Annotated in this window: 26 protein-coding genes; 10 read left to right on the forward strand and 16 right to left on the reverse strand. The window is 59.6% G+C overall.

Going from position 1 to position 26,308, the window contains the following annotated elements; genetic code table 11:
- Positions 1 to 31: 31 nt before the first annotated feature.
- Positions 32 to 1,447, reverse strand: coding sequence for a glycoside hydrolase family 125 protein (locus tag JAO77_RS21365; RefSeq protein ID WP_198992511.1), 1,416 nt, complete (start codon positions 1,445 to 1,447; stop codon positions 32 to 34).
- Positions 1,448 to 1,609: 162 nt separating this feature from the next.
- Here JAO77_RS21365 and JAO77_RS21370 point away from each other — a divergent pair, with 162 nt between their 5' ends.
- The gene (locus tag JAO77_RS21370) at positions 1,610 to 2,758 is read left to right on the forward strand and encodes an L-dopachrome tautomerase-related protein (RefSeq protein ID WP_198992513.1); all 1,149 of its coding nucleotides are present in this window, start codon (positions 1,610 to 1,612) and stop codon (positions 2,756 to 2,758) included.
- Positions 2,759 to 2,799: 41 nt separating this feature from the next.
- Here JAO77_RS21370 and JAO77_RS21375 read toward each other — a convergent pair whose 3' ends face one another.
- Positions 2,800 to 3,684, reverse strand: coding sequence for a cupin-like domain-containing protein (locus tag JAO77_RS21375; protein ID WP_198992515.1), 885 nt, complete (start codon positions 3,682 to 3,684; stop codon positions 2,800 to 2,802).
- A 271-nt stretch (positions 3,685 to 3,955) separates the two neighbouring features.
- Between JAO77_RS21375 and JAO77_RS21380 the strand changes: the two genes are divergently transcribed.
- Positions 3,956 to 4,705 carry a (Fe-S)-binding protein gene (locus JAO77_RS21380; protein ID WP_198992517.1) on the forward strand — a complete coding sequence of 250 codons (750 nt, stop codon included), beginning with the start codon at positions 3,956 to 3,958 and terminating at the stop codon, positions 4,703 to 4,705.
- A 39-nt stretch (positions 4,706 to 4,744) separates the two neighbouring features.
- Positions 4,745 to 5,431, forward strand: a complete 687-nt coding sequence (locus JAO77_RS21385) for a GNAT family N-acetyltransferase (protein WP_198992519.1) — start codon at positions 4,745 to 4,747, stop codon at positions 5,429 to 5,431.
- Positions 5,432 to 5,628: 197 nt separating this feature from the next.
- Here JAO77_RS21385 and JAO77_RS21390 read toward each other — a convergent pair whose 3' ends face one another.
- The 3 genes from JAO77_RS21390 to JAO77_RS21400 all read right to left on the reverse strand — a co-directional run bounded on the left by JAO77_RS21390 (position 5,629) and on the right by JAO77_RS21400 (position 8,242).
- The gene (locus JAO77_RS21390; RefSeq protein WP_198992521.1) at positions 5,629 to 6,342 is read right to left on the reverse strand and encodes an SIMPL domain-containing protein; all 714 of its coding nucleotides are present in this window, start codon (positions 6,340 to 6,342) and stop codon (positions 5,629 to 5,631) included.
- Positions 6,343 to 6,421: 79 nt separating this feature from the next.
- Positions 6,422 to 7,042 (reverse strand): M949_RS01915 family surface polysaccharide biosynthesis protein, encoded by a 621-nt coding sequence (locus JAO77_RS21395; RefSeq protein WP_198992523.1) that lies wholly within the window; start codon positions 7,040 to 7,042, stop codon positions 6,422 to 6,424.
- Positions 7,043 to 7,198: 156 nt separating this feature from the next.
- Positions 7,199 to 8,242 (reverse strand): LLM class flavin-dependent oxidoreductase, encoded by a 1,044-nt coding sequence (locus JAO77_RS21400; protein WP_198992525.1) that lies wholly within the window; start codon positions 8,240 to 8,242, stop codon positions 7,199 to 7,201.
- Positions 8,243 to 8,521: 279 nt separating this feature from the next.
- Here JAO77_RS21400 and JAO77_RS21405 point away from each other — a divergent pair, with 279 nt between their 5' ends.
- Positions 8,522 to 9,469 carry a cation diffusion facilitator family transporter gene (locus tag JAO77_RS21405; RefSeq protein ID WP_213019458.1) on the forward strand — a complete coding sequence of 316 codons (948 nt, stop codon included), beginning with the start codon at positions 8,522 to 8,524 and terminating at the stop codon, positions 9,467 to 9,469.
- Between the two features lie 27 nt (positions 9,470 to 9,496).
- Here JAO77_RS21405 and JAO77_RS21410 read toward each other — a convergent pair whose 3' ends face one another.
- Together JAO77_RS21410 and dapA are read right to left on the reverse strand one after the other, a co-directional pair.
- Positions 9,497 to 10,072: a 2OG-Fe(II) oxygenase gene (locus JAO77_RS21410; protein WP_198992526.1), complete on the reverse strand. Its 576-nt coding sequence runs from the start codon at positions 10,070 to 10,072 to the stop codon at positions 9,497 to 9,499.
- Between the two features lie 80 nt (positions 10,073 to 10,152).
- Positions 10,153 to 11,016: a 4-hydroxy-tetrahydrodipicolinate synthase gene (gene dapA / locus JAO77_RS21415; protein ID WP_198992528.1), complete on the reverse strand. Its 864-nt coding sequence runs from the start codon at positions 11,014 to 11,016 to the stop codon at positions 10,153 to 10,155.
- Between the two features lie 80 nt (positions 11,017 to 11,096).
- Here dapA and JAO77_RS21420 point away from each other — a divergent pair, with 80 nt between their 5' ends.
- The 4 genes from JAO77_RS21420 to JAO77_RS21435 all read left to right on the forward strand — a co-directional run bounded on the left by JAO77_RS21420 (position 11,097) and on the right by JAO77_RS21435 (position 14,590).
- Positions 11,097 to 12,026: a polysaccharide deacetylase family protein gene (locus JAO77_RS21420; RefSeq protein ID WP_235998551.1), complete on the forward strand. Its 930-nt coding sequence runs from the start codon at positions 11,097 to 11,099 to the stop codon at positions 12,024 to 12,026.
- A 47-nt stretch (positions 12,027 to 12,073) separates the two neighbouring features.
- Positions 12,074 to 12,364, forward strand: coding sequence for a hypothetical protein (locus JAO77_RS21425; protein ID WP_213019459.1), 291 nt, complete (start codon positions 12,074 to 12,076; stop codon positions 12,362 to 12,364).
- A gap of 69 nt (positions 12,365 to 12,433) precedes the next feature.
- Complete coding sequence (locus JAO77_RS21430; protein WP_198992532.1) at positions 12,434 to 12,868, forward strand: nucleoside deaminase; 435 nt, start codon at positions 12,434 to 12,436, stop codon at positions 12,866 to 12,868.
- A gap of 123 nt (positions 12,869 to 12,991) precedes the next feature.
- Entirely contained in the window at positions 12,992 to 14,590 is a 1,599-nt protein-coding gene (locus tag JAO77_RS21435) for a M28 family metallopeptidase (RefSeq protein WP_198992534.1), read from the forward strand.
- Between the two features lie 119 nt (positions 14,591 to 14,709).
- Here JAO77_RS21435 and JAO77_RS21440 read toward each other — a convergent pair whose 3' ends face one another.
- Complete coding sequence (locus JAO77_RS21440) at positions 14,710 to 15,354, reverse strand: hypothetical protein (protein WP_198992536.1); 645 nt, start codon at positions 15,352 to 15,354, stop codon at positions 14,710 to 14,712.
- A 118-nt stretch (positions 15,355 to 15,472) separates the two neighbouring features.
- On the opposite strand from JAO77_RS21440, the gene JAO77_RS21445 reads away from it, so the two are divergent.
- Positions 15,473 to 17,548 (forward strand): xanthine dehydrogenase family protein molybdopterin-binding subunit, encoded by a 2,076-nt coding sequence (locus JAO77_RS21445; protein WP_198992538.1) that lies wholly within the window; start codon positions 15,473 to 15,475, stop codon positions 17,546 to 17,548.
- Between the two features lie 8 nt (positions 17,549 to 17,556).
- Here the strand turns inward: JAO77_RS21445 and JAO77_RS21450 are convergent, their stop codons facing one another.
- The 8 genes from JAO77_RS21450 to JAO77_RS21485 all read right to left on the reverse strand — a co-directional run bounded on the left by JAO77_RS21450 (position 17,557) and on the right by JAO77_RS21485 (position 25,517).
- Positions 17,557 to 17,985, reverse strand: a complete 429-nt coding sequence (locus JAO77_RS21450) for a hypothetical protein (RefSeq protein ID WP_198992540.1) — start codon at positions 17,983 to 17,985, stop codon at positions 17,557 to 17,559.
- A gap of 12 nt (positions 17,986 to 17,997) precedes the next feature.
- Positions 17,998 to 18,855: a dienelactone hydrolase family protein gene (locus tag JAO77_RS21455; RefSeq protein ID WP_198992541.1), complete on the reverse strand. Its 858-nt coding sequence runs from the start codon at positions 18,853 to 18,855 to the stop codon at positions 17,998 to 18,000.
- A 49-nt stretch (positions 18,856 to 18,904) separates the two neighbouring features.
- Positions 18,905 to 19,717, reverse strand: a complete 813-nt coding sequence (locus JAO77_RS21460) for a helical backbone metal receptor (protein WP_235998552.1) — start codon at positions 19,715 to 19,717, stop codon at positions 18,905 to 18,907.
- Positions 19,718 to 19,788: 71 nt separating this feature from the next.
- A complete protein-coding gene (locus JAO77_RS21465; RefSeq protein WP_198992543.1) occupies positions 19,789 to 20,859 on the reverse strand; it encodes a M42 family metallopeptidase in 1,071 nt (356 codons plus the stop codon).
- 304 nt (positions 20,860 to 21,163) lie between these two features.
- A complete protein-coding gene (locus JAO77_RS21470; RefSeq protein ID WP_198992545.1) occupies positions 21,164 to 22,735 on the reverse strand; it encodes an acyl-CoA carboxylase subunit beta in 1,572 nt (523 codons plus the stop codon).
- Between the two features lie 151 nt (positions 22,736 to 22,886).
- On the reverse strand, positions 22,887 to 23,558 hold the full coding sequence (locus JAO77_RS21475) for a DNA-3-methyladenine glycosylase family protein (RefSeq protein ID WP_213019460.1): 672 nt from the start codon (positions 23,556 to 23,558) through the stop codon (positions 22,887 to 22,889).
- Between the two features lie 23 nt (positions 23,559 to 23,581).
- On the reverse strand, positions 23,582 to 24,259 hold the full coding sequence (locus JAO77_RS21480; protein WP_198992546.1) for a metallophosphoesterase: 678 nt from the start codon (positions 24,257 to 24,259) through the stop codon (positions 23,582 to 23,584).
- Positions 24,260 to 24,485: 226 nt separating this feature from the next.
- Positions 24,486 to 25,517 carry a threonine aldolase family protein gene (locus tag JAO77_RS21485; protein ID WP_198992548.1) on the reverse strand — a complete coding sequence of 344 codons (1,032 nt, stop codon included), beginning with the start codon at positions 25,515 to 25,517 and terminating at the stop codon, positions 24,486 to 24,488.
- A gap of 192 nt (positions 25,518 to 25,709) precedes the next feature.
- On the opposite strand from JAO77_RS21485, the gene JAO77_RS21490 reads away from it, so the two are divergent.
- Positions 25,710 to 26,252 carry a hypothetical protein gene (locus tag JAO77_RS21490; protein WP_198992636.1) on the forward strand — a complete coding sequence of 181 codons (543 nt, stop codon included), beginning with the start codon at positions 25,710 to 25,712 and terminating at the stop codon, positions 26,250 to 26,252.
- Positions 26,253 to 26,308 lie beyond the last annotated feature (56 nt).

Genomic DNA, 26,308 nt, shown 5'->3' on the forward strand with positions numbered 1-26,308 from the left:
CTAGATAAAGCGCATCTATTGATTTGTAAAGCTACCCCAACAGTGCCGGCCGCTCCTGGTACACTTTCCACAGAAACTCGCCAAACAACGTATTGGCCCACGCAAACCAGGGCCGGGTGTACTGGCTGGGGTCGTCTTTATGAAACGACTCGTGCATGTAGCCAGTGCCCGCGTGGGTGGTCTTGAGCAGCTGCACGCAGGCCCGGATTTCGGCGTCGTCGGTGCTGGTAAGGCCGCGCATGACAAGGCTGATGGGCCAAACCATATCCTGGCCCACGTGCGGGCCACCAACACCTTCACCCGCCTTACCCTTGTAGAAGAAGGGGTTATCAGCCGAAAGCACTAGGCGGCGCGTGTTTTGGTACACAGGGTCGTTGAGGGGTATCGCGCCTAGGTAGGGCAGGCTGAGCAGGCTAGGCACGTTGGCATCGTCGAGCAGGGCGTGGCCGCCGTAGCCATCGACCTCATAGGCATACACGCGGCCGTGCACTGGGTGCGTGATGATGGCGTGCTCGCGCAGGGCAACGGCTACCTCATCGGCCAGGGCCATCAGGTTTTGGTAGGCAGCGCCGTCGTGCTGAATGTCGTTGAGCATCAAGGCCGCTTGGCGTAGGCTGCTGACGGCGAAGAAATTGCTAGGCACCAGAAAGGGTAGGAGCGTGGCGTCGTCGCTGGGCCGAAAGGCCGATGCGATGAGCCCACACGGCCGCACGGGGTAGCCATAGCCACCTAGGGGCTGGGTATCGGTAGCGGTGGCCGTAGCGCGCTGAAAGTGATAGGGCCCCGGCCCGGTTTTGCGCTGCTGCTCCTGGAAGGTTTTTACCGTCAGGGCAATGGCTTGCCGCCACTGCGCATCGAAGGGCTGCTCGTCGCCGGTAGTTTTCCAGTAGTGGTAAGCCAAGCGAATGGGGTAGCACAACGAGTCGATTTCCCACTTGCGCTCGTGCACGCCGGGCTGCATAGCCGTGCGGTCGGCGTGCCACTCGCCCACTTTGGTGGAGTCTTGGTAAAAGGCATTCGCGTAAGGGTCCTGCAAAATGCAGCGCGTTTGGCGATGAATGACACCCGCCACCAACTGGCGCAGAGGTGCATCTTGCTTGATAAACGTGAGGTAGGGCCACACCTGGGCCGAAGAGTCGCGCAGCCACATGGCGTCGATGTCGCCGGTGCTGACGTAAGTATCGGGCCGCCCTAGGTAGGTGCCGGGCGTCACGGTAGTGTCGAGCGTATTCGGGAAGCAATTGCCAAACAGCCAGCCCAACTCTGCATCGGGCACCTGACGGTTAAACTCCGCAATGGCGGCCTCCACGGCGCGGCTACGGAAGCGGCGCAGCCCCACTGCCGGCCGCACCACCGGAAAGCCAGCCGCGGCCGCCCGGCTCGGCTGGCTGAAAAAAGAGCAGGCGCCCAGCAGGCCCGCGCCCTGCACAAAGGCTCGACGGTTCATCAAAAACAGCTAACGTGGGCTGCAAAGATGAGAGCCACCGGCCCGACCGGGCTGCCCCTAGGGCCGTGCCGCGGTGCCTGCCTCCTAGGTGGCCCTTAGGCTAGAAACCCAGCCTAAGGGCACTTGCGTAAAGCTCGGGTACCCCTTCACTTGCATCTATTTATGTCATCGCTTTCTCTCCGCCTGCTGCTGCCTGCCGGGCTGGTGTGGCTGGCCGCCTGCACCGGTGGCCCCGGCACCGAAAAAACAACCGCCGTGGCTGCCCCGCCACCCGTGCCCGCCACCGCCAATGCCAAGCAACTCGTATCGGTAGCCACGTCGGATACCATCTGGAACGGCGTGGCCGTGTCGGACGACGACCGAGTATTCGTGCTGTTTCCGCACAACGAGGGCCACCCCGGCACGCGCATCGGCGAGCTGAAAAATGGGGTCGTAACGCCTTACCCTAACCGCACCTGGAACAGCTGGAAAAAAGAAGGTGACCCGGCCAAAACGGCCTTCGTACGCGCCAATTCGCTGCGCTTCGGCCCTGATGGTCTGCTGTGGGTAGTAGACACTGGCACGCCCAAGAGCGACGCCCCGCCCATTACCGACGGCCCCAAGCTGCTAGCCATTGACATCGCCAAGAATCAGGTAGTCAAAACCATCGACCTAGGGAAGCTGGTAAAGCGTAAGAGCTTTGTGGACGACCTGCGCTTCCACGGCGACATGATTTACGTGACCGATGCTGGCGCGCCGGGCCTCATCCTGCTCAGCCAGAAAACCGGCCAGGGCCGCCGCGTGCTCGACGGCGACAGCAGCACCACCGCCCGCCGCCCCATGCTGGGCGAGGGTAAGAAAATGCTGAAGCCCGACGGCAGCGACGTGAAGCTGCACGCCGACCAGATGGAAGTCTCGCCCGATGGCCGGTATTTTTATTTCCAGACCGCCGCTGGACCCATGTATCGCGTCGAAACCAAGTACTTGGACAACCCCAGCACCTCATCGGCCGACATTGCCAAGCAGGTGAAGTACTTCTTTAACTCGCCCACCTGCGGCGGCACCACCATCGACGCCGACGGCAATCTTTACGTGGCCGACGCCAACGAAAAGCGGGTGCTGCGCGTGACGCCCACCGGCCAAAGCAGCACGCTGGTGCAAAGCCCCGACCTCATCTGGGTCGATGCCATGTGGATAGACCACGCCGGCAACCTCTGGATGCCCGTGCCCCAGATGAACCGCACGGCCGGCTTCCAGAAGGGCGTCGAAACGGTGAAGTTTCCGGTGCAGCTCTACAAGCTACCCATTGGCGCCAAGCCGTTTCGCGACTAGCTCACTGAGAGTGGTCGGAGGCCCCGGCCTCCGACCGCCGCTTACTTGTCTTGCAGCTTCAGCAAGTGACCTAGGGCGGTGCCGTAAGCTAGTGTGGCCAGGGCCACGGCCGGGTGCTTTTTGCGGCGTAGCTCGTAATTGTCACGGTTGAAATCGGCCCAGTTCCACTCGTTCAGGTGCACACGCCCCACCGAAATGCAGGGCTCATGAATTTGGGTGGTGTGCCACCACTTGGTCGGAAACAGGATGGTTTCGCCCTCCTCAACCATTACCCGCACTGGTGTGGCGTGCTTGAACAGCGGAAACTTCTCATAGTCGGGGTTGAAGATATCGACCTGCGATACCTTCTCATTATCGGGCCTCGGGTAGAGGTAGGGCGTTTGATTAGGTGGAAAGAGAATAAACTCCTTTGACCCGTAGAGCTGCGTAATCTGGGTGTGTAGATACAGCGCATCGACGTGTAGGTAGGGAAAGCACGCCCCATTGCCCCCCAGAAACAGCTCGTAAACCTGCGTGCCGCGTAGCATCAGCTTAGGCAGCAGCGGGTGCTTCACGCGGTCAGACTTGCCAAATACTATCTCCGGCTGCAAGTCGGCTAGCAGCTCCGGAAAAAACTCCTCGATATTGAGGTTAAATGGGTAAGGCGCGGGGTTGGCGGGGCTCGACGTCAATATCAGGTCGGTCACCTCGGCCATGCTATAGGTCTGGCCCTTGATGACCTTGGTAAGGTGCCCATAGTGCTCCTTAAAAAAAGTAGGAGTAAACTTGCCCATAGCGCCCCAGCGGTGCGCCACGTCGGTGAGCACTACGGGCAGGCCTGGCTGCACGTATTCGGCCAGCAGTTCTTGTTGCGACAGCCCGCTACGCTTGTCTATGGCCAGCAAGGTAGGGGCGGGAAGTGGGCGTTGGGCGGGATTGATAGTCATAAGGTGTTCTTTAGCAGAAGAATAGGCGGAATAAAAAAGTGGATGCTACCTAGGCTGGGACTAGCCCAGTTGACCGGTTCGTAAATATAGGAAATTTCTATTGTATATTATGGAAAATATTTGATAATATTATGGATAAGGCGGGTAATGGTCGGGTTTATCTTGGCCGGGCGTCCGGGCCCGTGTGCTGGGCGTGGGAGCGCATCCGCGGGGCAGGCGCTTTATTTGTGGAGCTCGTCACCGCGGCTCTGCCGTTTTTGTTAGTAGTACCATGCCCTCGGCTGCCCCTATCGTCGATATTTTTATTCCGTGCTTCGTCGACCAGCTCTACCCGCACACCGCCCTGAGCATGGTGAAAGTGCTCGAAGCCGTAGGCTGCCAGGTCAATTATAACCCCGCCCAAACTTGCTGCGGCCAGCCCGCCTACAATGCTGGCTACAAGGCCGAAAGCCGCAGCATTGCGGAGAAGTTCTTAACCGATTTTGGGGCGCCGGCCAGCGAGACGCGCTATGTGGTTAGTCCCTCGGCCTCGTGCGTGGGCATGGTGCGCAATGCCTACTCGCACCTGTTTGCGGGCACGCCCGAGGCACCGCGCTGTGGGGCCGTGCAGCAGCGCACCTACGAACTGACGGAGTTTTTGGTGGATGTATTGGGCATCAGTGCCATACCAAAGGCTCAACTAGCGGGCCGCTATACCTACCACGACTCGTGCTCGGCTCTGCGCGAGTGCGGCATCCGGGCGGCTCCGCGCCAGTTGCTCGACGGTGTGGCGGGCCTGGAGCGCCTCGAAATGGCCGAAACCACTACCTGTTGCGGCTTTGGCGGCACCTTCGCCGTCAAGTTTGAGTCAATTTCGGTGGCCATGGCCCAGCAAAAAGTAGAGCACGCCCTGGCTACGGGCGCCGACTACCTAGTGAGCACCGACGTAAGCTGCCTGATGCACCTAGAGGCGTACATCCGGCGCGAAAAGCTGGCTATTAAGACCATGCACATTGCCGATGTGCTGGCCAGCGGCTGGTAGTCCAGCTTACTAGCGTACTTAGGTTAGAAACGATTGCAGATGCACCTCCTAGACAACCCCATCTGGCACGCCCTGCGCACCGGCAACGAGCCGCTGGCCATTGGCGATGAGCTGGCCCGCGTGCTGCCGCGCGACATTGGCGCCTTTGCCGGGCTGGCCGAGTACTCGCCCGCGGCCTGGCACCGCCTGCACGAGCTGTCGCCAGCCGGCGCCCCCACGGTGCTGTTCACGGCCGAGCCTCTGGCCCCGCCTGCGGGCTGGCAGCTGCAGTTTCACAAAGAGCTGCTGCAGCTGGTGTACCCTCAACCCACGGCCCCCACGGTGGCCGACGAGCGCCTGGTAGCCCTGAACGCGTCAGACATTCCGGCCATGCTGGCCCTCACGGCGCTTACCAATCCCGGCCCGTTTCTGCCGCGCACGCTGCTATTCGGCGGCTACTACGGCATCTTTCGGGAGGGGCAGCTAGTGGCGATGGCCGGGCAGCGGTTACACCCCGTGCCCTACGTCGAAATCAGCGCCGTGTGCACTCATCCCGCGCACCTAGGCCGCGGCTATGCGGGCCTGCTGGTGCGCCACCAACTAGGCCGGTTGCTGGCGGCGGGGCATACGCCGTTTCTACACGTGTATGAGGATAATACTGCCGCCTACGCGCTGTATCAGAAGCTCGGCTTTCAGCTGCGCAAGCGGCTACACGTGCACGTGCTCGAAAAGCAGGCGTCTTTTTAAGTTTAGCTAAGCAAGCCTATTTGTTGCTCCTATAGAAGTGGGCCTAGGTGTTAAGCTTGTGGCTCGCTTGGCTTCTCGTATCAGTCGCTTAATAACCTAGGTAACGGCTCATACCCAAGCTGCCGCCGGCCTCAGCTTCTCTGAACTGCAAAAGCTAAAGGCCCTGCGCAAAGCGACCCTAGCAAGCTACGAAGCAGCTATTCCAGCGCCGCCGACAAATGGCATTGGCTGTCAAAGCGCAGCAACTCGGGGCTCAGTTTAAAGCCCCGGCCACCGAAGCCCTTGCTGTAGAGCTCAATGTCGGCTGAGGGGCGCCCCCAGCCAGGGGCGTTGCTGCTTTCGGGGCTAGAACTGTCGCTGATATCTAGCACCGCACCGCGCTTGACGTGCAGGGCGGCGCACATCTTGTCGGCAGTTTTCATGGCGTCGGCTAGCGCTAGCACATCGGCTTCGCGGCGCAGGCTATCGGCTTGGTTGTGGCCATAGCTCAGGTCCTTGATGCGGCTGATGGGCGTGGCCAGCAGCTCCTCTAGGTAAGGCGATAGCTGCCGTAAGTCATTGATGCGCACCGTAACAGACTGCGAGGAGTTAAAGCCCGTGAATACTTCCTTGCCTTTTACGTAGTCAAATTCTTTGTTAGACGACGTGCTGCTGACGCGCACATCGTCGCGCCCCGGCGCATAGCGTTTCGATACCGCCAGCACTTGGTCTACTACGCGCTGCACCTCGGCTACGGCATCCTTAAGCCGCGGGCGTGTGAAGGCGGCATCTACCGTTAGCTCGGCGTAGTTGGGGTATACTGTAACGTGGCCGTAGCCCACGCTGTGCACTTGGCGCGGTGCGGTGGTGATAGCGGGCTGGCAGGCACCTAGGGCCGCCAGCAGAAGCGCAGAAGTAAGGATGGAGCGCATAGAAAAGCGAGGCGCAATGTACTAGAAGTGAGGCTAGTTAACGCGTGGTAGGCAGCGTTAGTATTCCAGGCTTTTCTCCCTATTGGTCGCCCATTTTTTCGTCGCGGTGCTGCTTCCAGAGTTGGGCGGCGTGCTGGCGAAAAGCCGCTGGGGCAGCTTGCCAGGCTGCATCGAGGCTGTAGCTGCCGCCGTCGGGCTGCCCGCCCACGGTGAGGCAGCTGGTGCCGCGCACGGCGTACTTGCGCCGGCCTTCATACATGATAATTTTCTGGGTGCTCGGGCTTACGTCGCCCCGGCACACGGTGCGGTACACCAGCCATACCTCGGCCGTGCCATCTTGGTCTAGGTCAGTAACGGTGAGGCCGTTGGGCCGAAAGGTGGCCTCTAGGTCAAGCGGGCAGTCGTCTACGAAGTCGTGCACCTGCCAGCTGGGCGCCGGGCCGGCGACCGGGTACTGGTAGGCGTAGAGGTCGGCGCGCTGGCCATCGGTGCTTTGGGCGGCAGGGTCGGGCCGGGGGCCAATTTCGGTGGCCAGCACGGTGTAGGTACCTGTGCGGTCGGTATAGCGCAGGGCCTGCACCACGTGGCCACTATGCCTGAGAGTGGCCGGCACGGCCGCCGGTGCCAGCGGGCTCACCCGCATTTGGGCCTGTGCGCTGGCAGCCAGCAGCAAGGCCGGTAAAAAGTAAGAGGGTTTCATAAATGAGCGGGCAGCGGAAAAGCCTGGGGCGTGGAGGCCGCGCCGCAAAGAAAGCGTACTGCGCCAGCCTGCCCCACAGTCAACGGTACCCGCTAAAAAACGACGGTCGGGCCACCCTAGGGTGGCCCGACCGTCGTTTGTCTTATGCTTATAAGGTTAAGCAGCCAGCTGCTCTACGGCTTGCAGCTGGCCGAGCACGCGCATGGTGTCGGCCAGCAGCTCGTAGGAGTGTACGCGGGCTTCGTGACTGAAAATGTGGCTGGTAGCCATAATCTCGTTGGCCTGCGTTTGGGCCAGGAAGGCCCCTAGGTCCTCTTGCAGCGTGGCGGGGCTACCGATGAAGGAAGCCGCGAGCATTTGCATCACGTACTGCGCCACCTCGGGCGACCAGAGCTGGCTCATGTCCTTAACGGGCGGCTGCATGAGCTGGCGCTGGCCCGTAACCACGCCTAGCATCATCTGCTTGAGGGTGGTAGACAGGTAGTCGGCCTCGTCGTCGGTGTCGGCGGCAATCACGTTTACGCAGGTAATGACGTACGGCGCGGCCAGCGTGGCCGAAGGCCGGAAGTTTTCGCGGTAGATTTTCAGGGCCGCAAACAGTTGGCCGGGGGCAAAGTGGCTGGCAAAGGCATAGGGCAGTCCCATAGCCGCGGCCAAGTAAGCGCTATCAGTGCTGGAGCCCAGTATATAAATCGGAATATCAAGCCCCTCGCCCGGAATGGCGCGCACCGAGCTGGTGCTATTGGTGGCCGAGAAATAGGTTTGCAACTGCTGGATGTCGCGCGGAAAATCTTGCTCGACGCCGAAGCGCGCGCCCCGAATGGCGCGGGCCGTGGTTTGGTCGGTGCCGGGGGCGCGGCCCAGCCCTAGGTCGATGCGGCCGGGGTAAAGCGAAGCCAGTGTGCCCAACTGCTCGGCCACCACCAGCGGGGCGTGGTTGGGCAGCATGATGCCGCCCGAGCCCACGCGCAGCGTGCGGGTGCCGCCCGCGATGTAGCCTATCAGCACCGGCGGCGCCGAACTGGCCACGCCGGCCATGTTGTGGTGCTCACTCAGCCAGAAGCGGGTGTAGCCCAGCTTCTCGACGTGTTGGGCCAGGTCGAGGCTGTTACGAAATGTGTCGGCCGGGGTATTACCCTGGGCCACGGCAGCCAAATCCAGCACGGAAAAGGCTACTTGAGAGGGAGATTCTGCTTTCATATCTAAAAACGCGCTGTGCCGGCCCGATAAGCCAATTGCTGCGCCTACTAGCGGTTGCGTGAAGTGCCCACTGGCCTTAGCCTAGGGCGCTACTACAACAAGCGAGTGCCCAAAATGATTGCGCGAAACCAATTGGCCCAAAGCGACGGGTGGGCCCGAAGTGCGTATCAGCCGCTATAGTCTGTTGGCGGGCACCTAGGCTAGCCTAGGCCAGCTGCGCTCCATAACCCTTCGAGGTAGCCTGCGTACCACCGGTTCATTTAAAACTCATCTAGTAGTATGGCAGGCAGTTCTTCTAAAATAGTGGTGTACGGCGCCATTGCGGCCAACGTAGCCATTGCCATTGCCAAATTCGCGGCGGCGTTTTTCACGGGTAGTGCGGCTATGCTATCCGAGGGCATTCACTCGCTCGTCGACAGCGGCAACGGGCTCTTGATTTTGCTAGGCCTCTCGCGCAGCGCCCGCCCCGCCGATGCCGAGCACCCCTTTGGGCATGGCAAAGAGCTGTACTTCTGGACGATGATAGTGGCCGTGCTCATCTTCGCGGTGGGTGGCGGCCTCTCGCTCTACGAGGGCTACACGCACCTGCAGCACCCTGCCCCGCTCACCGACCCCACCTGGAATTACTGGGTGCTAGGCCTGGCCATTGTGTTCGAGGGCATTGCCTGCTCGCTAGCTTTCCGCGAGTTTAATAAGACGCGCGGTGACGCCAGCTTTTGGAAGGCCCTGCGCGCCAGCCGCGACCCAGCCGTGTATGCCATTTTGCTCGAAGACCTAGCCGCACTCGTGGGCCTGGTCATTGCTCTAGGGGGCGTGTACTTCGGCCATCTGCTTAATAACCCGTACTTTGACGGTAGCGCCTCAGTGGCCATTGGCGTGTTGCTCATCGGCATGGCGGTGTTCATGCTCAAAGAAACCCGCGGCCTACTGGTGGGCGAAGGTGTAGACGCGGCTACTCTGGCCAGCCTGCAAGCGCTGGCCACCGCCGACCCCGCCGTGCGCAGCCTGCGCCCGCCACTTTCGATGTACCTAGGTCCCGCCGAGGCCATTCTGGCGCTCGATGTGCGCTTCCGGCAAGACCTATCGGCCCAGCAGGTAGAAGATGCCGTGGGCCGGCTCGAAAAAGCCATCCGCGCCATACACCCCGAGTTTAAGCGCATTTTTGTGGAAGCCGAGTCATTTGCACCCGAGCAGCGGGCGGGTGCTAATCAGCCGGCAACTAGCTAGAAAACTACGCTTGGTTAAGCTAAGCCGCTAGATGTTGTCGATAAAGGTCGAGCGCTCGTTGTCAGTTCGATACATAATATCTGACCGCAGTACATATTTTACACCTTGCGTCACTTCGCTGCCTTCGTGGTAGAGGTCGTGCAGGAAAAGAAGCGCCATACCTTGTTTAGGTTGTATTCGCAACTTTTGGAAAGTTGTGTTGCCACCCTGAAAATTGTCATTCAGGTACACCATAAAGGTGAAGTAACTGGCTTCCCGTTCGTTGCGGATGTAACTCTGGTCGAAATGCCCTTTAAACTGGTTCCCGCGCTGGTAGCGGTAAAACCGAAACAGCTCATTGAGCCCAATAGCTGTGCTGGCAGCCAGTGGCGTCAGAACGAAGGGTTGAATCTTCGTCCACAGCTCCTGGGCTAGCTCCTCGCTCTTGTAAAAAGCTCGACTGTTGTTGCGAATATCGGTGCGCACCCGGCTGCCGCTGCTTGTATTAATTTGCGCCAGTTCGTAGCCTACGCCTTCGCTTCTGACAATCATGTCGAGACATTCCTGACGCGTTAGAAAGTCTTCGACAGTGAAAATAGTATCCGTAAGTTTGGTAAATTTCATAGAGTTAGCAAAAATAGGAATTCCCAGCTATTCAGCCCGAAGGCGAACAGCTGGGAATCGTAGAAAACCTGCCTAGGCTATTATAGCAGCGCCTTGATGCGCGCTGTCAGGCCCTCACTGGCGGCCATCAGCGGCAGGCGCACCTCACCGCCGCACACGCCTTGCAGGGCCAATGCGGCTTTCACACCTACTGGGTTGCCCTCCTCATACATGAGTGGGTTGAGGCCCACGAAGCCGAAGAGCAGCTGCTGCGCCCGGGCGAAGTCGCCGGCCAGGGCGGCGCGGGTCATATCGCTAAACTTCTGTGGGAAAGCATTACCTAGGACGGTAATAATGCCCACAGCACCGCACGCGATGAGCGGAACTGTCAGCATGTCGTCGCCGCTCAAGAAAAGAAAATCGGCGGGCTTCTTAGCCAGGATGGCCAGGCACTGCTCCACGTTGCCGCTGGCTTCCTTGATGCCGATGATGTTGGGGTGCTCGGCCAGGCGCAGGGTAGTGTCGGCACTCATATTAGAGCCGGTGCGGCCGGGCACATTGTAGAGCAGCAGGGGCCGGGACGCGGCATCGGCCAGGCGCTGGTAGTGCGCTACGATGCCAGCCTGGCTGGGTTTGTTGTAGGCAGGGCTGGCCGACAAAATGGCCGTGATGCCTTCTAAATCAGTGCTGTGCAGCATGGCTTCAGCGGCAGCGGTGTCGTTGCTACCGATGCCGTACACCAGCGGCACCCGGCCGGCCACGTGCTCCTTGGCGATGCGCAGCAGCTCGGCTTTTTCGGCCGTGGTAGTGGTGGGCGACTCGCCCGTGGTGCCATTAATAACCAGGTACTCCACGCCGCCTTGCAGGGTGTGGTCGAGCAGGCGGCGCCAGCCGGCATAGTCTACCTGAAAATTGGGGGTAAAGGGCGTCACCAGGGCTACGCCGGTGCCGTGTAGGTTGTTCATCCGCTGCGGAGGTCGTTAGTTTTGTTACGAAATTACTACTTCGACCGCCCACACCTCTTGTTGGCGCTTTTTCTATTTCCTTGAAAAACTTATTTTCGGCCACCGCCCTGCTGGCCGCGCTGAGCCTCACTGCCTGCGACACCAAAACCGCCACCACCGGCGAAGCCCGCACTTCTCCTTCGGCCGAAGCGATGGCCGCCCTCAAAAACCCGGAAACGGCCCCTACCTCCGGCGCTGCCGCCGTAGCCGCCGAAGAAGCTAACGCGACCCCGGCGCCCGACCCCAGCACCATCCCGGCCGCTAAGGCGGCCGACGCGGCCGCTATCCTGGCCCGGCCCCAGGTGCCCATCCTGTGCTATCACCAGATTCGGGATTGGACCGGGCGCGACTCTAAGAGTGCCAAAGACTACATCGTACCCATTGCTGCATTTAAGGCGCAGATAAAGATGCTGGCCGACTCGGGCTACCATACCATTCTGCCCGACCAGCTCTATGCCTACCTCACCACGGGGGCCAAGCTGCCAAGCAAGCCCATCATGCTCACCTTCGATGACACGGACCTCGACCAGTTCACCATCGCCCGGCCTGAGCTCGATAAGTATGGCTACAAGGCGGTATACTTCGTGATGACCGTGAGCCTGGGTCGCCCACATTACATGACCAAGGACATGGTGAAGCAGCTCTCCGACCAGGGCAACCTCATCGGCTCGCATACCTGGGACCATCACAACGTGAAAAAATACCAGGGCCAGGACTGGGTGACGCAAATCGACAAGCCCACCAAAACGCTAGAGGAAATAACGGGCAAGAAAATCAAGTACTTCGCCTATCCTTTCGGCCTCTGGAACACCCAGGCTTTTCCCGAGCTGAAGCAGCGCGGCTTCGTGGCGGCCTTCTCGCTGGCCGAAAAGCGCGACCAGACAGACCCGCTCTTCACCATTCGGCGCATTATTGCCAGCGGCTACTGGAGCCCGCGTACCCTGCATAACAGTATTGTGCAGAGCTTCTAGAGCGCTTTGCGATGCGTCTGAAAGCAATTAGAGTTGAGCTGCTATGGTTGCTCAGTTGCTACGCCTTGGTAATGGTGATATATGGCTTACTAACTGGCATTTGGAGCATCTGGCAAGGCACGCTGGATATTCAGATGCACAACACGTATTTTGTCATCAATCATGCATTAGCGACAGTACCTCTTTTCGTAGTGATTGCGTGGGTCGTGACCAGTGCCCGGGCCATAGTCGCGCCGCTACGCACGCGCTATACCTGGGCAGTACTACTGCTGCTCAATGCACTTATGGTGCTAATTATTCTGCTTATCGTAATGATTAAGAAGAGCATACACAAATAAATGGCAGTCGCTAACAAAGCTTAAACCATACACGGTAGCTTTATTTCTAACCAAAATCCTTAAAATGTTATGGATGAATTTATGCAAGCCGCCATCGCCGAAGCCCGCCTAGGGCGCTCGCAAGGTGGTATTCCCATTGGCTCGGTGCTGGTGCGCGACGGCAAGCTGGTATCGCGCGGGCACAACAAGCGCGTGCAGGAGCTAGACCCCATTGCCCACGGCGAAATGGACGCCCTGCGCAACGCTGGCCGCCAGCGCACCTACCGCGATACGGTGCTCTACACTACCCTGATGCCCTGCTATATGTGTGCCGGCACCATCGTGCAGTTCAAGATTCCGAAAGTGGTAGTAGGCGAGGCCCGCACCTTTGGCGAGTCGAAAGAATTTCTGGAAAGCCACGGCGTGGAAGTGGTCATCCTCGACTCGGATGAGTGCGTGGCCATGATGCAGGAGTTTATCGAAGCCGAGCCCACGCTCTGGAATGAGGACATTATGGAGCTATAAAGCATGGCTTATTGAAAAGCCAGCAAAAGCGGGCGCCCCACGCAACGGGGCGCCCGCTTTTTTGTCCATTCCATTCTAGGAATACCCGTAGCTTTTCTCCACCAATTCACTTCCCACTTTTTTATGCAGAAACGTTTCCTCGCGCTGGCCGCTGCTGGCCTGCTGGCCACCCCAGTCCTCGCCCAATCGAAAGACGGCGCCAGCCAAACGGCCGAGAAAGTTGACCCCGCCGCTTTAGCTAAAATCAAAGACGAGGGCATGAACCGCTCTAAGGTGATGGAAACCGCTTTCTATCTCACCGATGTGTGCGGGCCGCGCCTGGCCGGCTCCGATGGCCTATCCCGCGCCAACGCCTGGACCAAAAAGCGCCTGACCGAGTACGGTCTCACTAATGCCAACGTAGAGGCCTGGGGTGATTTTGGCCGCGGCTGGGACATTGACAAGAGCTACGTGGCCATGACCGCGCCCTACTACCACGCCATGATAGGCGTGCCCAAGGCCTGGACGCCCAGCACCCCCGGCAGCTTGCGCAAGCAGGTGGTAGTGGTAAAAGCCACCACCGACGCTGACCTAGACAAATACAAAGGCCAGCTGCGCGACAAAATAGTGCTGCTGCCCGTGGCCGCGCCCTTGCAGCCCAGCTTTGAGCCCGATGCCAAGCGCCTGACCGCGGAAGACTTGCAGAAGCTGGCCGATGCCCCCGCCGCGACAGCCGCCGCGGCCGCTAACCGCCCGGCCACCGACCCCGCCATGGCCGAGCGCATGGCTACCCTACGGGCCCAGCGTGAAATGCGCACCAAAATCAGCGCTATGCTCATGAGCGAGGGCGCCGCCGCTGTGCTCAGCGCTGGCCGCGGCACCGATGGCACTGTGTTCACGACCAACGGTGCGCCCTACGCCGCCGACGCCAAACCCGTGCTGCCCGAGCTTGAAATGTCGAGCGAAGACCAGCTACGCCTCATCCGCCTTGCCGAGGCCGGCATCCCGGTCGAGATAGAGATGGAAACCAAAACCCGTTTCCAGACCCAGGACCTGAAGGGCTATAACGTGGTAGCCGAAATTCCGGGCACCGATAAGAAGCTCAAGAGCGAAGTAGTGATGCTCGGCGGCCACCTAGACTCGTGGCACTCGGCCACTGGCGCCACTGACAATGCTGCCGGCGTGGCCGTGATGATGGAAGCCGTGCGCATCTTGAAAGCCAGCGGCTTGAAGCCGCGCCGCACTATCCGCATTGCGCTGTGGGGCGAGGAGGAGCAGGGCCTGCACGGCTCGCGTAACTACGTAAAAAATCACTTTGCTGACCCGGCCACCATGCAGCTCAAGCCCGACCACGAGAAGCTGGCTGCTTACTTTAACCTTGACAACGGCGCCGGTAAAATCCGCGGCATATACGCCCAGGGCAACGAGGCCGTGAAGCCCATCTTTACGGCCTGGCTGCAGCCGTTTGTCGACCTAGGGGCCACCACCGTAACCTCGCGCAATACTGGCAGTACCGACCACGTGGCCTTCGACGCGGTGGGCCTGCCCGGCTTCCAGTTTATTCAGGATGGGCTCGACTACTTTGCCCGCACCCACCACTCCAACCAAGACACCTACGACCGCCTCGTGGCCGACGACCTCAAGCAGGCTTCGGTAGTAGTGGCCTCCTTCGTATACAACGCCGCCATGCGCGACCAAAAGCTGCCCCGCAAGCCGCTGCCCACACCCGCTAAGCCGCAGTAGGTACCTAGGAAATAATCTGTAAGAGTCCCCGCCGAACTAGATTCGGCGGGGACTCTTTCTTGCCTCTTATGTTAGCTCAGTACATTTGGGCTAGTCAAACTTTCATTACTTACGCTTGCCTAAGCGCGCTGCACCAGTTCGGTGAGGCGCTGGCGGGTAATGGTTTGGGTAATGGTGGCGCCTTGGGGTTCGGGTCCGGCCAGCGAAAAATCGGACTGCGCGGCCAGCCAGGCCACAAAGGCTGCCCAGGTAGGGAACGTCTTGCTGGGCGATAGGGCGCCATCCCATACTTCGCCGTATTGGTACCCGGCGCTTGCGCCGCGGGCCAGGCCCATGCCCCCGTAGCCGCGGCAGCTGTGTGCGAGGGTGTTGCCTAGGTCGAGGCGAGCGGCTACCTGCGCGGCCAGCGCCAGGCCGTAGGGGGTGTGGTCGTGGGAGGCGAGCAACTCGGGCGCGGCGGGCACCACGGTGGCCGGCTTGGGCGTGCGCAGGTACTGCGCCTGCGCCGTGGCCACGTCAAGCTGAATAGTGAGTTGGGCTGTGTCCTCGTCGTACTGCTCTGCGAGATAGTCGTTTACGAGCAGGTGAAATTTTTTGCTAAACTCCCAGAAATAAAGCGTTTTTCCCTCGGTATTTTGCCCCGAAAGGCTAAGGCAGGCGCCTGGCTCGCTCACGTCGAAGCGGCCGTGCTGGCAGCCTGCCGCCGCTAGGCGTTGGCGCAGTACTTCAGTAAGTGCAAGTTGGGCGGCAGAAAAAGAAGGCATAACACATAAAAAGCGCAGGCGGGCGGCCAGACCAGGTAGCACCGCCGCAAAACTGCACCGTAACGTCTGAACGCAAATATCCGTCTCTCCATTCCCGCAAATTCTGTTTCGCCCCACTATGCAAGCCCCCTATATTGGCCAGCCCCACCGCCGCGTCGATGGCCGCCTTAAGGTAACCGGCCAGGCCCGCTACACCGCCGAGCACGCCGTGCCGGGCTGCGTGCATGGGGTATTAGTAACCAGCACTATCGCGGCGGGTCGCATCACGCATCTCGATACGCAGGCTGCTGCCCAGGCACCCGGCGTGCTAGCCATCGTATCGCATCTCAACTCCCCTAGGGTGCCCGGCTACGAAAATCCCCGGCCCGATGAGCGGGTGGAGGGCCAGCAACTACGCGTGTTTTTTGACGCTGAAATTCATTATAATAACCAGCCCGTGGCCCTGGCCATTGCCAGCACCCTAGCGCAGGCCCAGCACGCTGCCGCGCTGGTGCGCGTGGCCTACGAGCAGGCCGCGCATCAAACAGACATTACGAAGAACCTAGGGCACCGCTACACCCCCAAGCGCAGCGAAGACTACACCCGCGGCCAGCCCCAGGCCTACAAAACGGCCCCGGTGCAAATTGCCCACGAATACCAGACGCCCCTGCAGGTACACAACCCCCTGGAAATGCACGCCGCCATTGCGGAGTGGCAAGGCAACCAGCTGATGGTGTGGAACAAAACCCAGGCGCCCACCCTGGCTCAAAAGGACCTGATGCAGCTCTGGAACCTGCCCAAGGAAAGCGTGCGGGTGCACTCGCCGGTTGTGGGCGGGGCGTTTGGGGGCGCTTCGCGTATCTGGCCGCCCGAGATGGCGGCCATCTTGGGGGCCAAGGTGGTGGGGCGGCCGGTGAAGGTGGTGAATGAGCGCGAAAAGGAGTTTAACATGGTGGGTTATCGGCCCCGCTCGGTGCAGCGCGTGTCCCTAGGGGCGCAGGCCGATGGCACGCTGGTGGGCGTGTCGCACGAGGTGTTTGGGGCTACCTCGCGCTACGAGCAGTTTACCGAGCGCACGCTGCACCCCACCAAGTCGGGCTACCGCTGTCCCAACGCCGAGCTGACTTACCACCTCGTGCCTCTCGACCTGAGTACGCCCTGCTGGGCCCGTGGCCCCGGCGAAACCACGGGCTCCTTTGCCCTGGAGTCGGCCATGGACGAACTGGCCTACGCCTTAAACATGGACCCGCTGGCTTTACGCCTCAAGAATTTTGCCGACCTAGACCCCAATGGCGACCGGCCCTGGAGCACCAACTACCTGCGCGAGTGTTACGAGCGCGGCGCCGAGAAATTTGGCTGGGCCACCCGCCAGCCTGCGCCCGCCGCCACCCGCGACGGCGACTGGCTGGTGGGCCAGGGCATGGCCATGGGCATTTATAAAGCCGTGCGCGCCAAGGCCAGCGCCCGCGCCCGTCTGCTGCCCGATGGCACCCTGCTGGTACAAAGCGCCACCGCCGACGTGGGCCCCGGCACCGCCACCATAATGACCCAGATAGCCGCCGATGCCTTCGGCACCACTCCCGAAAAAGTGCGTTTCGAGCTCGGCGATGCAGCTTTTCCACCCGCGCCCGGCCAGTTTGGCTCGCACACAGTGGCCTCGGTGGGCGCGGCGGTGCACGCGGCCTGCACGGCTTTGCGCCAGCAAGTAGCAAACAACTCCACCGCGCCCGCCGAGGTGGTGCGCGAAGCGCCTGAGGTGCCCGAGAAAGGGGAGAAATCAAGCAAGTCGTTCGGGGCTAGTTTTGTGGAAGTGCGGGTGCACGCCCACACCGGCGAGGTGCGCGTGAGCCGCGTAGTGTCGGCCATCGACGCAGGGCGCATCATGAATCCCCAAACCGCCCGCAGCCAGGTGTACGGCGCCATCACTTGGGGCCTGGGGCTGGCCCTGATGGAAGACGCTGTGCTCGACCATCGCCACGGCCGCATCACCAACCACGACCTAGCCAACTACCACGTGCCGGTAAACGCCGACATTCCGCCGCAAATCGACGTGCTGTTCATCGACAAGCCCGATACGCACCTAGACCCGATGGGCGCGAAAGGCCTGGGCGAAATCGGCATCGTTGGCTTCTGCGCCGCCATTGCCAATGCCGTGTATCACGCTACGGGCAAGCGAGTGCGGGAGCTGCCGATTACGCCGGATAAGCTGCTGTAGCTAGTATTTTAATGCAAATTACTTTTTGGTATAGTATCAATAATCATTTTTCCATAGGTGAATTCGGGTATAGTATCTAGTTTGCCGACTCCCGTGTGAACACTATTCAAACAATTATATGCAATTAAAATATTTGATTTCTTCTTCTTTATAATAAATGTTGCACTACTCTTTGTCTTGATAATTGTGTCACCCAGTTCCAAGTTATTGTATAAGTAATTGTAAATACCATCTATGTCTGTGTAAACTGTCTCTTCACCTGTTATGGGATTTAAGCCTTTGACTATAAAGACATTCCCAATAGGTCCTTTGTCTAAGACAATGATATTAGTTTCTTTACTGTAGAATCTTTTCTTATATACCTGGCAAGTAGAAGGTTTATAGCATGAAGCCGCTGAAAATATAAGAGGAAATAGTAGGGGTCTGATAAGCTTCATCTCTAGTAATACTTACCCCAGCTTCTCTTTAAATAGATGGAGCGTGCGTTCCCAGGCCAGCTTGGCGGCCTCGGCATTGTAGCGGGCGGGCGAGGTATCGTTATTGAACGCGTGGTTGACGCCTTCGTACACGAACAGCTCGTAGGGTGTGTGGGCGGCTTTCAGGGCTGCTTCATAGGCTGGAATGCCGGCATTAATGCGCTGGTCGAGGCCGCCGTAGTGCAGCATGATGCTGGCTTTTATTTGAGGTACCTCTTCGGCCTTGGGCTGCTGGCCGTAATAAGCCACGGCAGCGTTGAGGGTAGGGTCGTGCACGGCGAGCTGGTTGGCCAGGCCGCCGCCCCAGCAAAAGCCCACGCAGCCGGTGCGGCCGTTGCAGTCGGGGCGGGCGCGCAGGTAGGTAAGGGCGCCTAGGTAGTTGTTCAGGTTCTTGGCCGGGTCGAGCTGCCCGATAAGCGTGCGGCCCTGGTCCTCGTCGGTGGGCGTGCCGCCCACCACGCTCAGCGCATCGACCCCTAGGGCGAGGTAGCCGGCCTGTGCCACCCGCCGCGTCACGTCCTTGATGTGCGGCGTGAGGCCCCGGTTTTCGTGGATGACGACCACCGCGCCGCGTTTTTTCTTACCCTTGGCGTGCACTAGGTAGCCGCTCACAGTAGCCCCGTCGCCGGGCCAGGTCACGGTTTCTTCGGTCAGGTTTTCGGCCAGGGGCTGCACGGTGGCGGCGTGGGCATAGCCGGGCTCAAGTACGTTCAGGGCCGTGGCGGCGAGGGCCGCGTTGCCGGCCAGCACCAGCAGTCGGTCCAGAAACTCTTTGCGCGATAGGGGGCGGTGGGTGTACTCGTCGAAGAGGTTGATGATGCGCTGGTCCATGAGGCGAGGGGTAGGGCAGGGTTACGGCCGCAAGGTATTGCCCGTCTGCTTATTCCGCAGCTGGTGTGGTTTGCAGCGTTTGGAAATAAGCGGCCGATAGCCGCAGCCGGCTACCATACCAGCTGAAGAGCTCGCCATCGACCACCTCGATTTGGGCTTGTGGGCAAATCTCCTGAAATTCAGCCAAGTGCTTTTCCTTAAACGGATACGGCTCGGACGACAGAAAAATGCGCGCTGGGGCGGCTTTCGCCAGTTGCGCGGGTGTTACCTCGGGGTAGCGCCCTAGGTGGGCAAATGCGTTGATAAAGCCCGCCCGCCGCAGCATGTCGTCGATAAACGTGCCGCTGGCCGCTACCATGTAGGGCTTGCGCCAGATAAAATAGGCCGCTGGTACCAAGGCCGGAGCCAGCAGTTGGTCAAACCCATTCTGGATGGTAGCGGCCAGTGGCGCGGCCAAATGAGTAGTACCCGTAATCGCGCCGACGCCACGTATCATGTCGAGCGCCTCGGGCAAGTCGGTGATGTTGCTCATCCACACGGGGTAGTGCTGCGCCAGCTCCGCGATACCTTCTTGGTAATTTTCCTCCTTGTTACCAATAATTAAATCTGGCTGAGCGGCCCTGATTTTGATAAAGTCAAAATTTTTGGTGCCCCCAATTACGCTAGCCGCGTGGCGTGCGTAGTGCGGATGAATGCAGAATTTAGTAACGCCCTCTAGCCGCTTGCGCAGGCCTAGGTCGAACAATAGCTCGGTTTGGGAGGGCACCAGTGACACAATGCGCAACGGCGGATATGGGAAGCGTACTTCCCGGCCCATTTGGTCAACTGTGGTAGCCCAGCGCTGGTGTGAGTTGTAAGCCATGGCAGTCGCAAGTAATCAAAAAAAGCGGCTGCACAGTACGTGCAGCCGCTTTTTAAGGTAATAATCAATAATTACGAGAAATACCGGAAGTCCTGCTTGTCCTCAATGCGCAGCACCGTTTCGTAAATCAGGTTGATAACGTTCTGCACGTCGTCTTTGTGCACCGTTTCCACGGTGGTGTGCATGTATTTGAGGGGTAGGGAGATGAGCGCCGACGCCACGCCCGAGCCTGAGTAGGCAAAGGCGTCGGTGTCGGTTCCGGTGGCGCGAGTGGCGGCAGCGCGCTGAAACGGGATATCCGCTTCCTTGGCCGTGTTGATGATGAGGTCGCGCAGGTTATTTTGCACGGCCGGGCCGTAGGTGATAACCGGGCCTTTGCCGCAGCTGATATCACCGGCGGTTTTTTTCTCGTACATCGGCGACTGGCTGTCGTGGGTCACGTCTGTGATGATGGCCACATCGGGATTGATGCGGTGGGCTATCATTTCGGCCCCGCGCAGGCCGATTTCCTCCTGCACGGCATTTACGATGTAGAGGCCAAAGGGCAGCGTCTTCTTGTTTTCTTTCAGCATGCGGGCCACCTCGGCCACCATGAAGCCGCCCACGCGGTTATCGAGGGCGCGGCCCACGTAGTACTTGTCGTTGAGGACCGTAAACTCGTCTTCAAACGTCACGACCGAGCCCACGTGGATGCCTAGTTCGGCCACTTCATCGGCCGAGGAGGCGCCGCAGTCGAGGAAGATGGTTTCGATGGTGGGCGCCTTATCCTGTTCGATTTTGCGCACGTGGATGGCAGGCCAGCCAAAAATACCTTTCACGATACCCTTCTCTCCGAAGATGTTAACCCGCTTGCTAGGTGCCACTAGGGCATCGGAGCCGCCGTTGCGACGCAGGTACAGGTAGCCTTCTTTGGTGATGTAATTTACAAAATACGAAATCTCGTCGGCGTGCGCCTCAATGACAACCTTGTATTTGGCGACGGGATTGATAACGCCTACCACCGTGCCGTAAGTATCGACAAAATAGGAGTCGATATAAGGCTTGATGTACTCCAACCACAGCTTCTGGCCTTCTTTTTCGAAGCCGGTAGGAGAAGGGTTATTTAAGTAGTTTTCAAGAAACTTGAAGGATTCAGGGCGCATGTCTTGTAAGGGAATAATTAATTCACCGGTGAGTGAAAGAACGGATGAGCAAAGCTAAAAGCACGCAGCAACCGCCGACAATTAATAAAAAACGACTGACTTTGTGGAGCGGCGTATCAGAACCAATGCTGGGTAAATCGCCGGTTCCCTCAACTAGTGAAAAAACGAGCAGCAGTATCAGTAAGAATCCTAGTAGCCAGCGGCCTACCTCGAAGCGAAGTAGTGTGCCGATGATTAAGCCAACAATTCCTGGGACTAGGAAAAGATTACTGACTAATTGCCATTGCCCACTATCCATAGTCAATTACAATGGAATGTTGCCGTGCTTTTTGCGCGGCAGGGTGTCTACCTTATTCTCTAGCATTTTGAAGGCCCGAATCAGCTTTTGCCGCGTCTGCGAGGGTAGGATAACCTCATCGACGAAGCCGCGGTGGGCGGCGCGATAAGGTGTGGCAAACTTCTGCTGATAGTCGTCTACCTTTTCCTGTAGCTTGGCCTCAGGGTCGTCGGCCTGAGCGATTTCACGCTTGAAGATGATTTCGGCCGCGCCCTTGGCGCCCATTACGGCGATTTCGGCGGTGGGCCAGGCAAAGTTGAGGTCGGCACCGATGTGCTTGCTGTTCATAACATCATACGCCCCGCCGTAGGCCTTGCGGGTGATGACGGTGATGCGCGGCACGGTGGCCTCGCAGAAGGCGTAAAGCAGCTTGGCGCCATTGGTGATGATGCCGCGCCACTCCTGGTCAGTGCCGGGCAGGAAGCCGGGCACGTCTTCGAGCACCAGCAGCGGGATGTTGAACGAGTCGCAGAAGCGCACGAACCGCGCGGCTTTGGTACTGGCATTGATGTCGAGCACGCCCGCCAACACGGCCGGCTGGTTGCCCACGATGCCGATGCTGCGGCCCGCCAGCCGTGCGAAGCCCACCACAATATTCTCGGCAAAATTCTGGTGCACTTCCATAAAAGAGCCGCTGTCAATGATGCCTTCAATCACCTCGCGGATGTCGTAGGGCTGGTTAGCATTGTCGGGCACGATGCCATCGAGCACCGGGCGGCTTTCGTCGGCCTGGGGCTGGTAGGGTAGGCTAGGGGCTGTTTCCTCGCAGTTTTGGGGCATGTAGCTCAGTAGCTGCTTAAGCTGCTGAATGCACACCACCTCGTTGGCCGCGGTAAAGTGCGTGACGCCGCTTTTGGCCGAGTGGGTGCTGGCGCCGCCTAGCTCCTCGCTGGTCACGTTTTCGTGGGTCACAGTCTTCACCACGTTGGGGCCGGTCACGAACATGTAGCTCGTGTTTTCGACCATTAAGATGAAGTCGGTGATGGCTGGCGAGTATACTGCGCCGCCCGCGCACGGCCCCATAATGGCCGAAAGCTGCGGCACCACGCCGCTGGCCAGCGTATTCTTATAAAAGATGTCGGCATAGCCACCTAGGCTCACTACCCCCTCCTGAATACGGGCCCCGCCCGAGTCGTTGAGGCCGATAACGGGTGCGCCATTCTTCATGGCTAAGTCCATGATTTTGACGATTTTTTCGGCGTGCGTTTCGCTGAGCGAGCCTCCAAATACCGTGAAATCTTGCGAGAACACGTATACCAGGCGGCCGTGCACCGTGCCGTAGCCCGTCACTACGCCGTCGCCTAGGTAATACTCTTTATCAAGGCCAAAGTCCTTGGAGCGATGCATTACAAACTTGCCGATTTCCTCAAACGAGCCTTCGTCGAGTAATAAATCGAGGCGTTCGCGGGCGGTGAGCTTGCCTTTTTTGTGTTGGGCGTCGATGCGGGCCTGGCCGCCACCAAGCAGGGCTTCCTGGTTTTTGGCGGCAAGCTGGTCGAGTTTAGACAGGGTGGGCGTGGCGGCGTGGGAATCGGCCATTGGGGCAGGGCGGGGAGAGTGGGTAACGTGGGCTTAAAGCTCAAATATAGGCCGAGGGGTTGGCGTGGCGCGGCGGCAGCGCGGACTTTGTAGCCCGCGGGCATAGGCAAGCCGCTAGCTGGATATGGCTTGCAACGTCTATACACTTGCGTTAGCTATCCCAGCCTAGGTCGGCATTAATGGGCGGCGTGGGGTCGAGCGAGCGCCATAAATACTTGCAAGCCAGCGTGCGGTAGGGGCGCCAAGGCTCGGCTAGGGCCAGCATGCGCTTGTGCAGGGCGCGGCCGGTTTCTTCAAGGCCGTAGAGCTTACGCATGGCATTCTGGATACCTAGGTCGCCCTCACTAAAGACATCGGGCTGGTCGAGGGCAAACATTTGCAGCATTTGGGCCGTCCAGCGCCCCACACCCTTGATGGCGGTGAGGTGCTTGGTGAAAGCCTCCTCATCGAGTTGGCTTAGGTGCTTGTAGTCGAGCAGGCCGCGCTCCTGGTAGTCGGCAATGGCCTTGAGGTAGCCGATTTTTTGGCGCGAAAGGCCGGCCTCGCGCAACTCGTCTTCTTCGAGGCGCAGCACCTCGCGGGGCTCGGGGTAGCCATCGGGCCGAAACAGGGCGGTAAAGCGCCGCCAAATGGCCGCTGCGGCCTTAGTCGAAATCTGCTGGCTGACAATGGCGCGCAGCAGCGCCAGGTACAAGTCTTCGTGGGCGGCGGGCCGCACCGGAGTGGTGACCTTGGCAATGGCCTGGGCCAGAATAGGGTCAGCCTGCGTGAGGTGGGCGAGGCCGGCGGCGTGCCAGTGGGGAGTAGAAGGAATGGTTTCCAAAATGAAAAGGCAATAACTAACGGCTAAATCGAAAGCCGACCCTCTGCCCGATTGATATCTTCGGGGTGGGTAGGTACCACAACAGTGTCGAGCACTAGGCCGGTTTCACTAAGGCGCAGCCCGGTGAGCGCGCGCCCAAAAACCGCCCCGGTATCGAGATAAATAGCGTTGGCCACTCGGTCGTAATGAAAAATGCCGTTGGCAGTGGGGGTATGGCCCACCACTTGCAGCGGGCCTGTATTGAGCAGCGGGCCGCGCCGCCACAGTAGGCCATCGCGGTTGAGCGGGTCATACGGGTCGGCCACCCCGGCAAAGCCCGCATGCGAAAACACCACGTGCTCGGTTTGCCACACCAGCGGCCGGGCAGCCAGCCAAGCGGCGTGCGGGGCCAGCCACTCGGGGTACTGCCGATATTGCCGCAAGGTGCCTTGGCCGCCCCAGAATAGCCAGTCTGGAAACGGGCCTTCGGGTCCTAGGTGCTCGGCCATCCCCCAGTCATGGTTGCCTTGCAAGAACACCGTTTTATCCGGCAAATCTTGGCTAAGCTCCTGGCACAGCGCCACCGTTTCGGGTGAGTAATTGCCGCGGTCTACCAAGTCGCCGAGCTGTACCAGCGTTTCTTCAGCCGGGCGCCAGTGGCTCAGCATTTCCTGGAACGTATGCAGGCAGCCATGGATGTCGGCGATAACGAAGAAATTCATAGCACACGGAAAATATAGACAGCGAGCACCCGCTAGCCCTTGCCAACCACTGCACACACTACGAATGTCTGTGCTCGCCTGTTAGCAAGCCGCCATCGTTTTGGCCGAAGCTCTGGCGGCGCCCATTACTTCCCTAATACCTTAGTATGTAGTGGCCTGAGCAACCCAAGAAAACGAGGCCAGGTCAACCTGGCCCCGTCTACGAAAGGAGGTGCCACTGTGCAGCCTAGGCTGCCAGCCCGGCCACGGCTGCTGCCACGCGTGTTACCATATCATCATCTACGTCGAGGTGCGTAACGAAGCGCACCCAGCTACCCCCAAAGCCACTGGCCCGGATGCCCTGCGCTTCGAGCCGACCTAGGAAGTCGGCCACCGTGAGGCGGCTTTCATCAAGGCGGAAAAGCAGGAGGTTAGTCTCGGGCTCCAAAATCTCGGCTACGTAGGGCAGGGGACGCAGGGCCTCGGCTAACTGCGTGGCGCGGTGGTGGTCGTCGGCTAAGCGCACTACGTTGTTTTCCAGCGCGTACAGGCCCGCGGCGGCTAGGTAGCCGGCTTGGCGCCAGCCACCGCCAAACAGCTTGCGTAGCCGCTTGCAGCCGGTAATAAACTCTTGCGAGCCTAGCAGCACCGAGCCTACCGGGGCGCCCAGCCCCTTGCTCAGGCACACCGAGATAGAATCGAACAGCCGGCCATAGTCTTCGCTACGCTGCCCAGTGGACACTAGCGCATTAAAAATGCGGGCTCCGTCGAGATGTAGGGCCAAGCCGTGCTGCTTGGTGAAGGCCGCAATTTCTTCCAGGTCCGCCCATTGGTAGCAGCTGCCGCCGCCGCGGTTGTGGGTATTTTCGAGGCACACGAGCCGGGTAGTGGGGTAGTGTACGTTGCCCGCGGGCCGTAGCACTGCCGGGAGCTGGCTGGCCGATAGCCGGCCCCGATTGCCGGGCAGCAGGGCCACCGAGGCGCGGGCGTGGTGCATAATGCCGCCTACCTCCCAGAGGTACACGTGGGCCGTGGCCTCGCAAATAACCTCCGACACCGGCGCGCAGTGCGCCATAATGGCGAGCTGGTTGGTCATGGTGCCCGAGGGGCAAAGCAAGCCAGCTTCCATGTCAAAGCGCGCGGCCAACTCGGTTTCGAGGCGGCGCACGGTGGGGTCTTCATCGTATACATCGTCGCCCACTTCGGCGGCGTGCATGGCGGCCAGCATGGCCGGGGTGGGGCGCGTCACGGTATCGGAGCGCAGGTCAATAGTAGTCATTTAGCTAGGGACTTTTAGCTGGTGACAGCTGACTTTTAGTGGGTTGAAGCGGCCGTTGCTAAAGAACGCTGACCGCTACCCCCTAAAAGCCAACCGCTTATTAGCACAGGGTTTGGAATTCCAAATCTAGCGCCTTATTTTTGCACCTCATTTGCCAGAAGTACCCCTCAGAACTCTCATCTCCCGGAAACCATGTCCGTTACCCGTCTAAAGCGCAAGCACCGCAAAAACATTGCCCGTGCCAACAATGAAACGCGCAAAATCAAAAACTTGCTGCGTACGCCCGTGCTGAAAAACGTGGACCTGGACGAGCTGAAATCACGCTTTGCCACGTCGGCTCCCGCAGCGGAGGCCGGCGAAAAAAAAAAGCCTGAGTCTGACGTAAAGGCTGAGGGCCTGCTCGACAAAGTAGCTCACGCTGCTTCGGCCGCTGCCGACAAGGTAAAGCAAGTAGCCAGCGACGCGGCTGATGCCGTAACGCACAACAGTGTAGTTGAAAAAGCAACCGCCGCCGTGCAGGAGGCTGCCCACAACCTAGTAGAAGGTGCCAAGCACGTGCTGAACACCGACGAAAAGCCGCAGCCCGAAGCCCAGCCAACTGAGCCCGCCAAAAACGAAGAAGCCAAGGTTAACCAAACCGGTACCGAAGGTTTTGACGAGGCCGAGGCTGTAACCAAGCCGGTCAACGAAGATGGCCAGGAAGGCGAGCACCCCAAGCCCGAAATTCATCTCTAAGCTTAAGCAAAGGGTTTAGCCTCGGCAGGCAACCATTTCTAGGTCAACAAAAAAGC

Origin of the sequence: Hymenobacter sp. BT559, from assembly GCF_016427535.1 — a bacterium.
Classification (GTDB): domain Bacteria; phylum Bacteroidota; class Bacteroidia; order Cytophagales; family Hymenobacteraceae; genus Hymenobacter.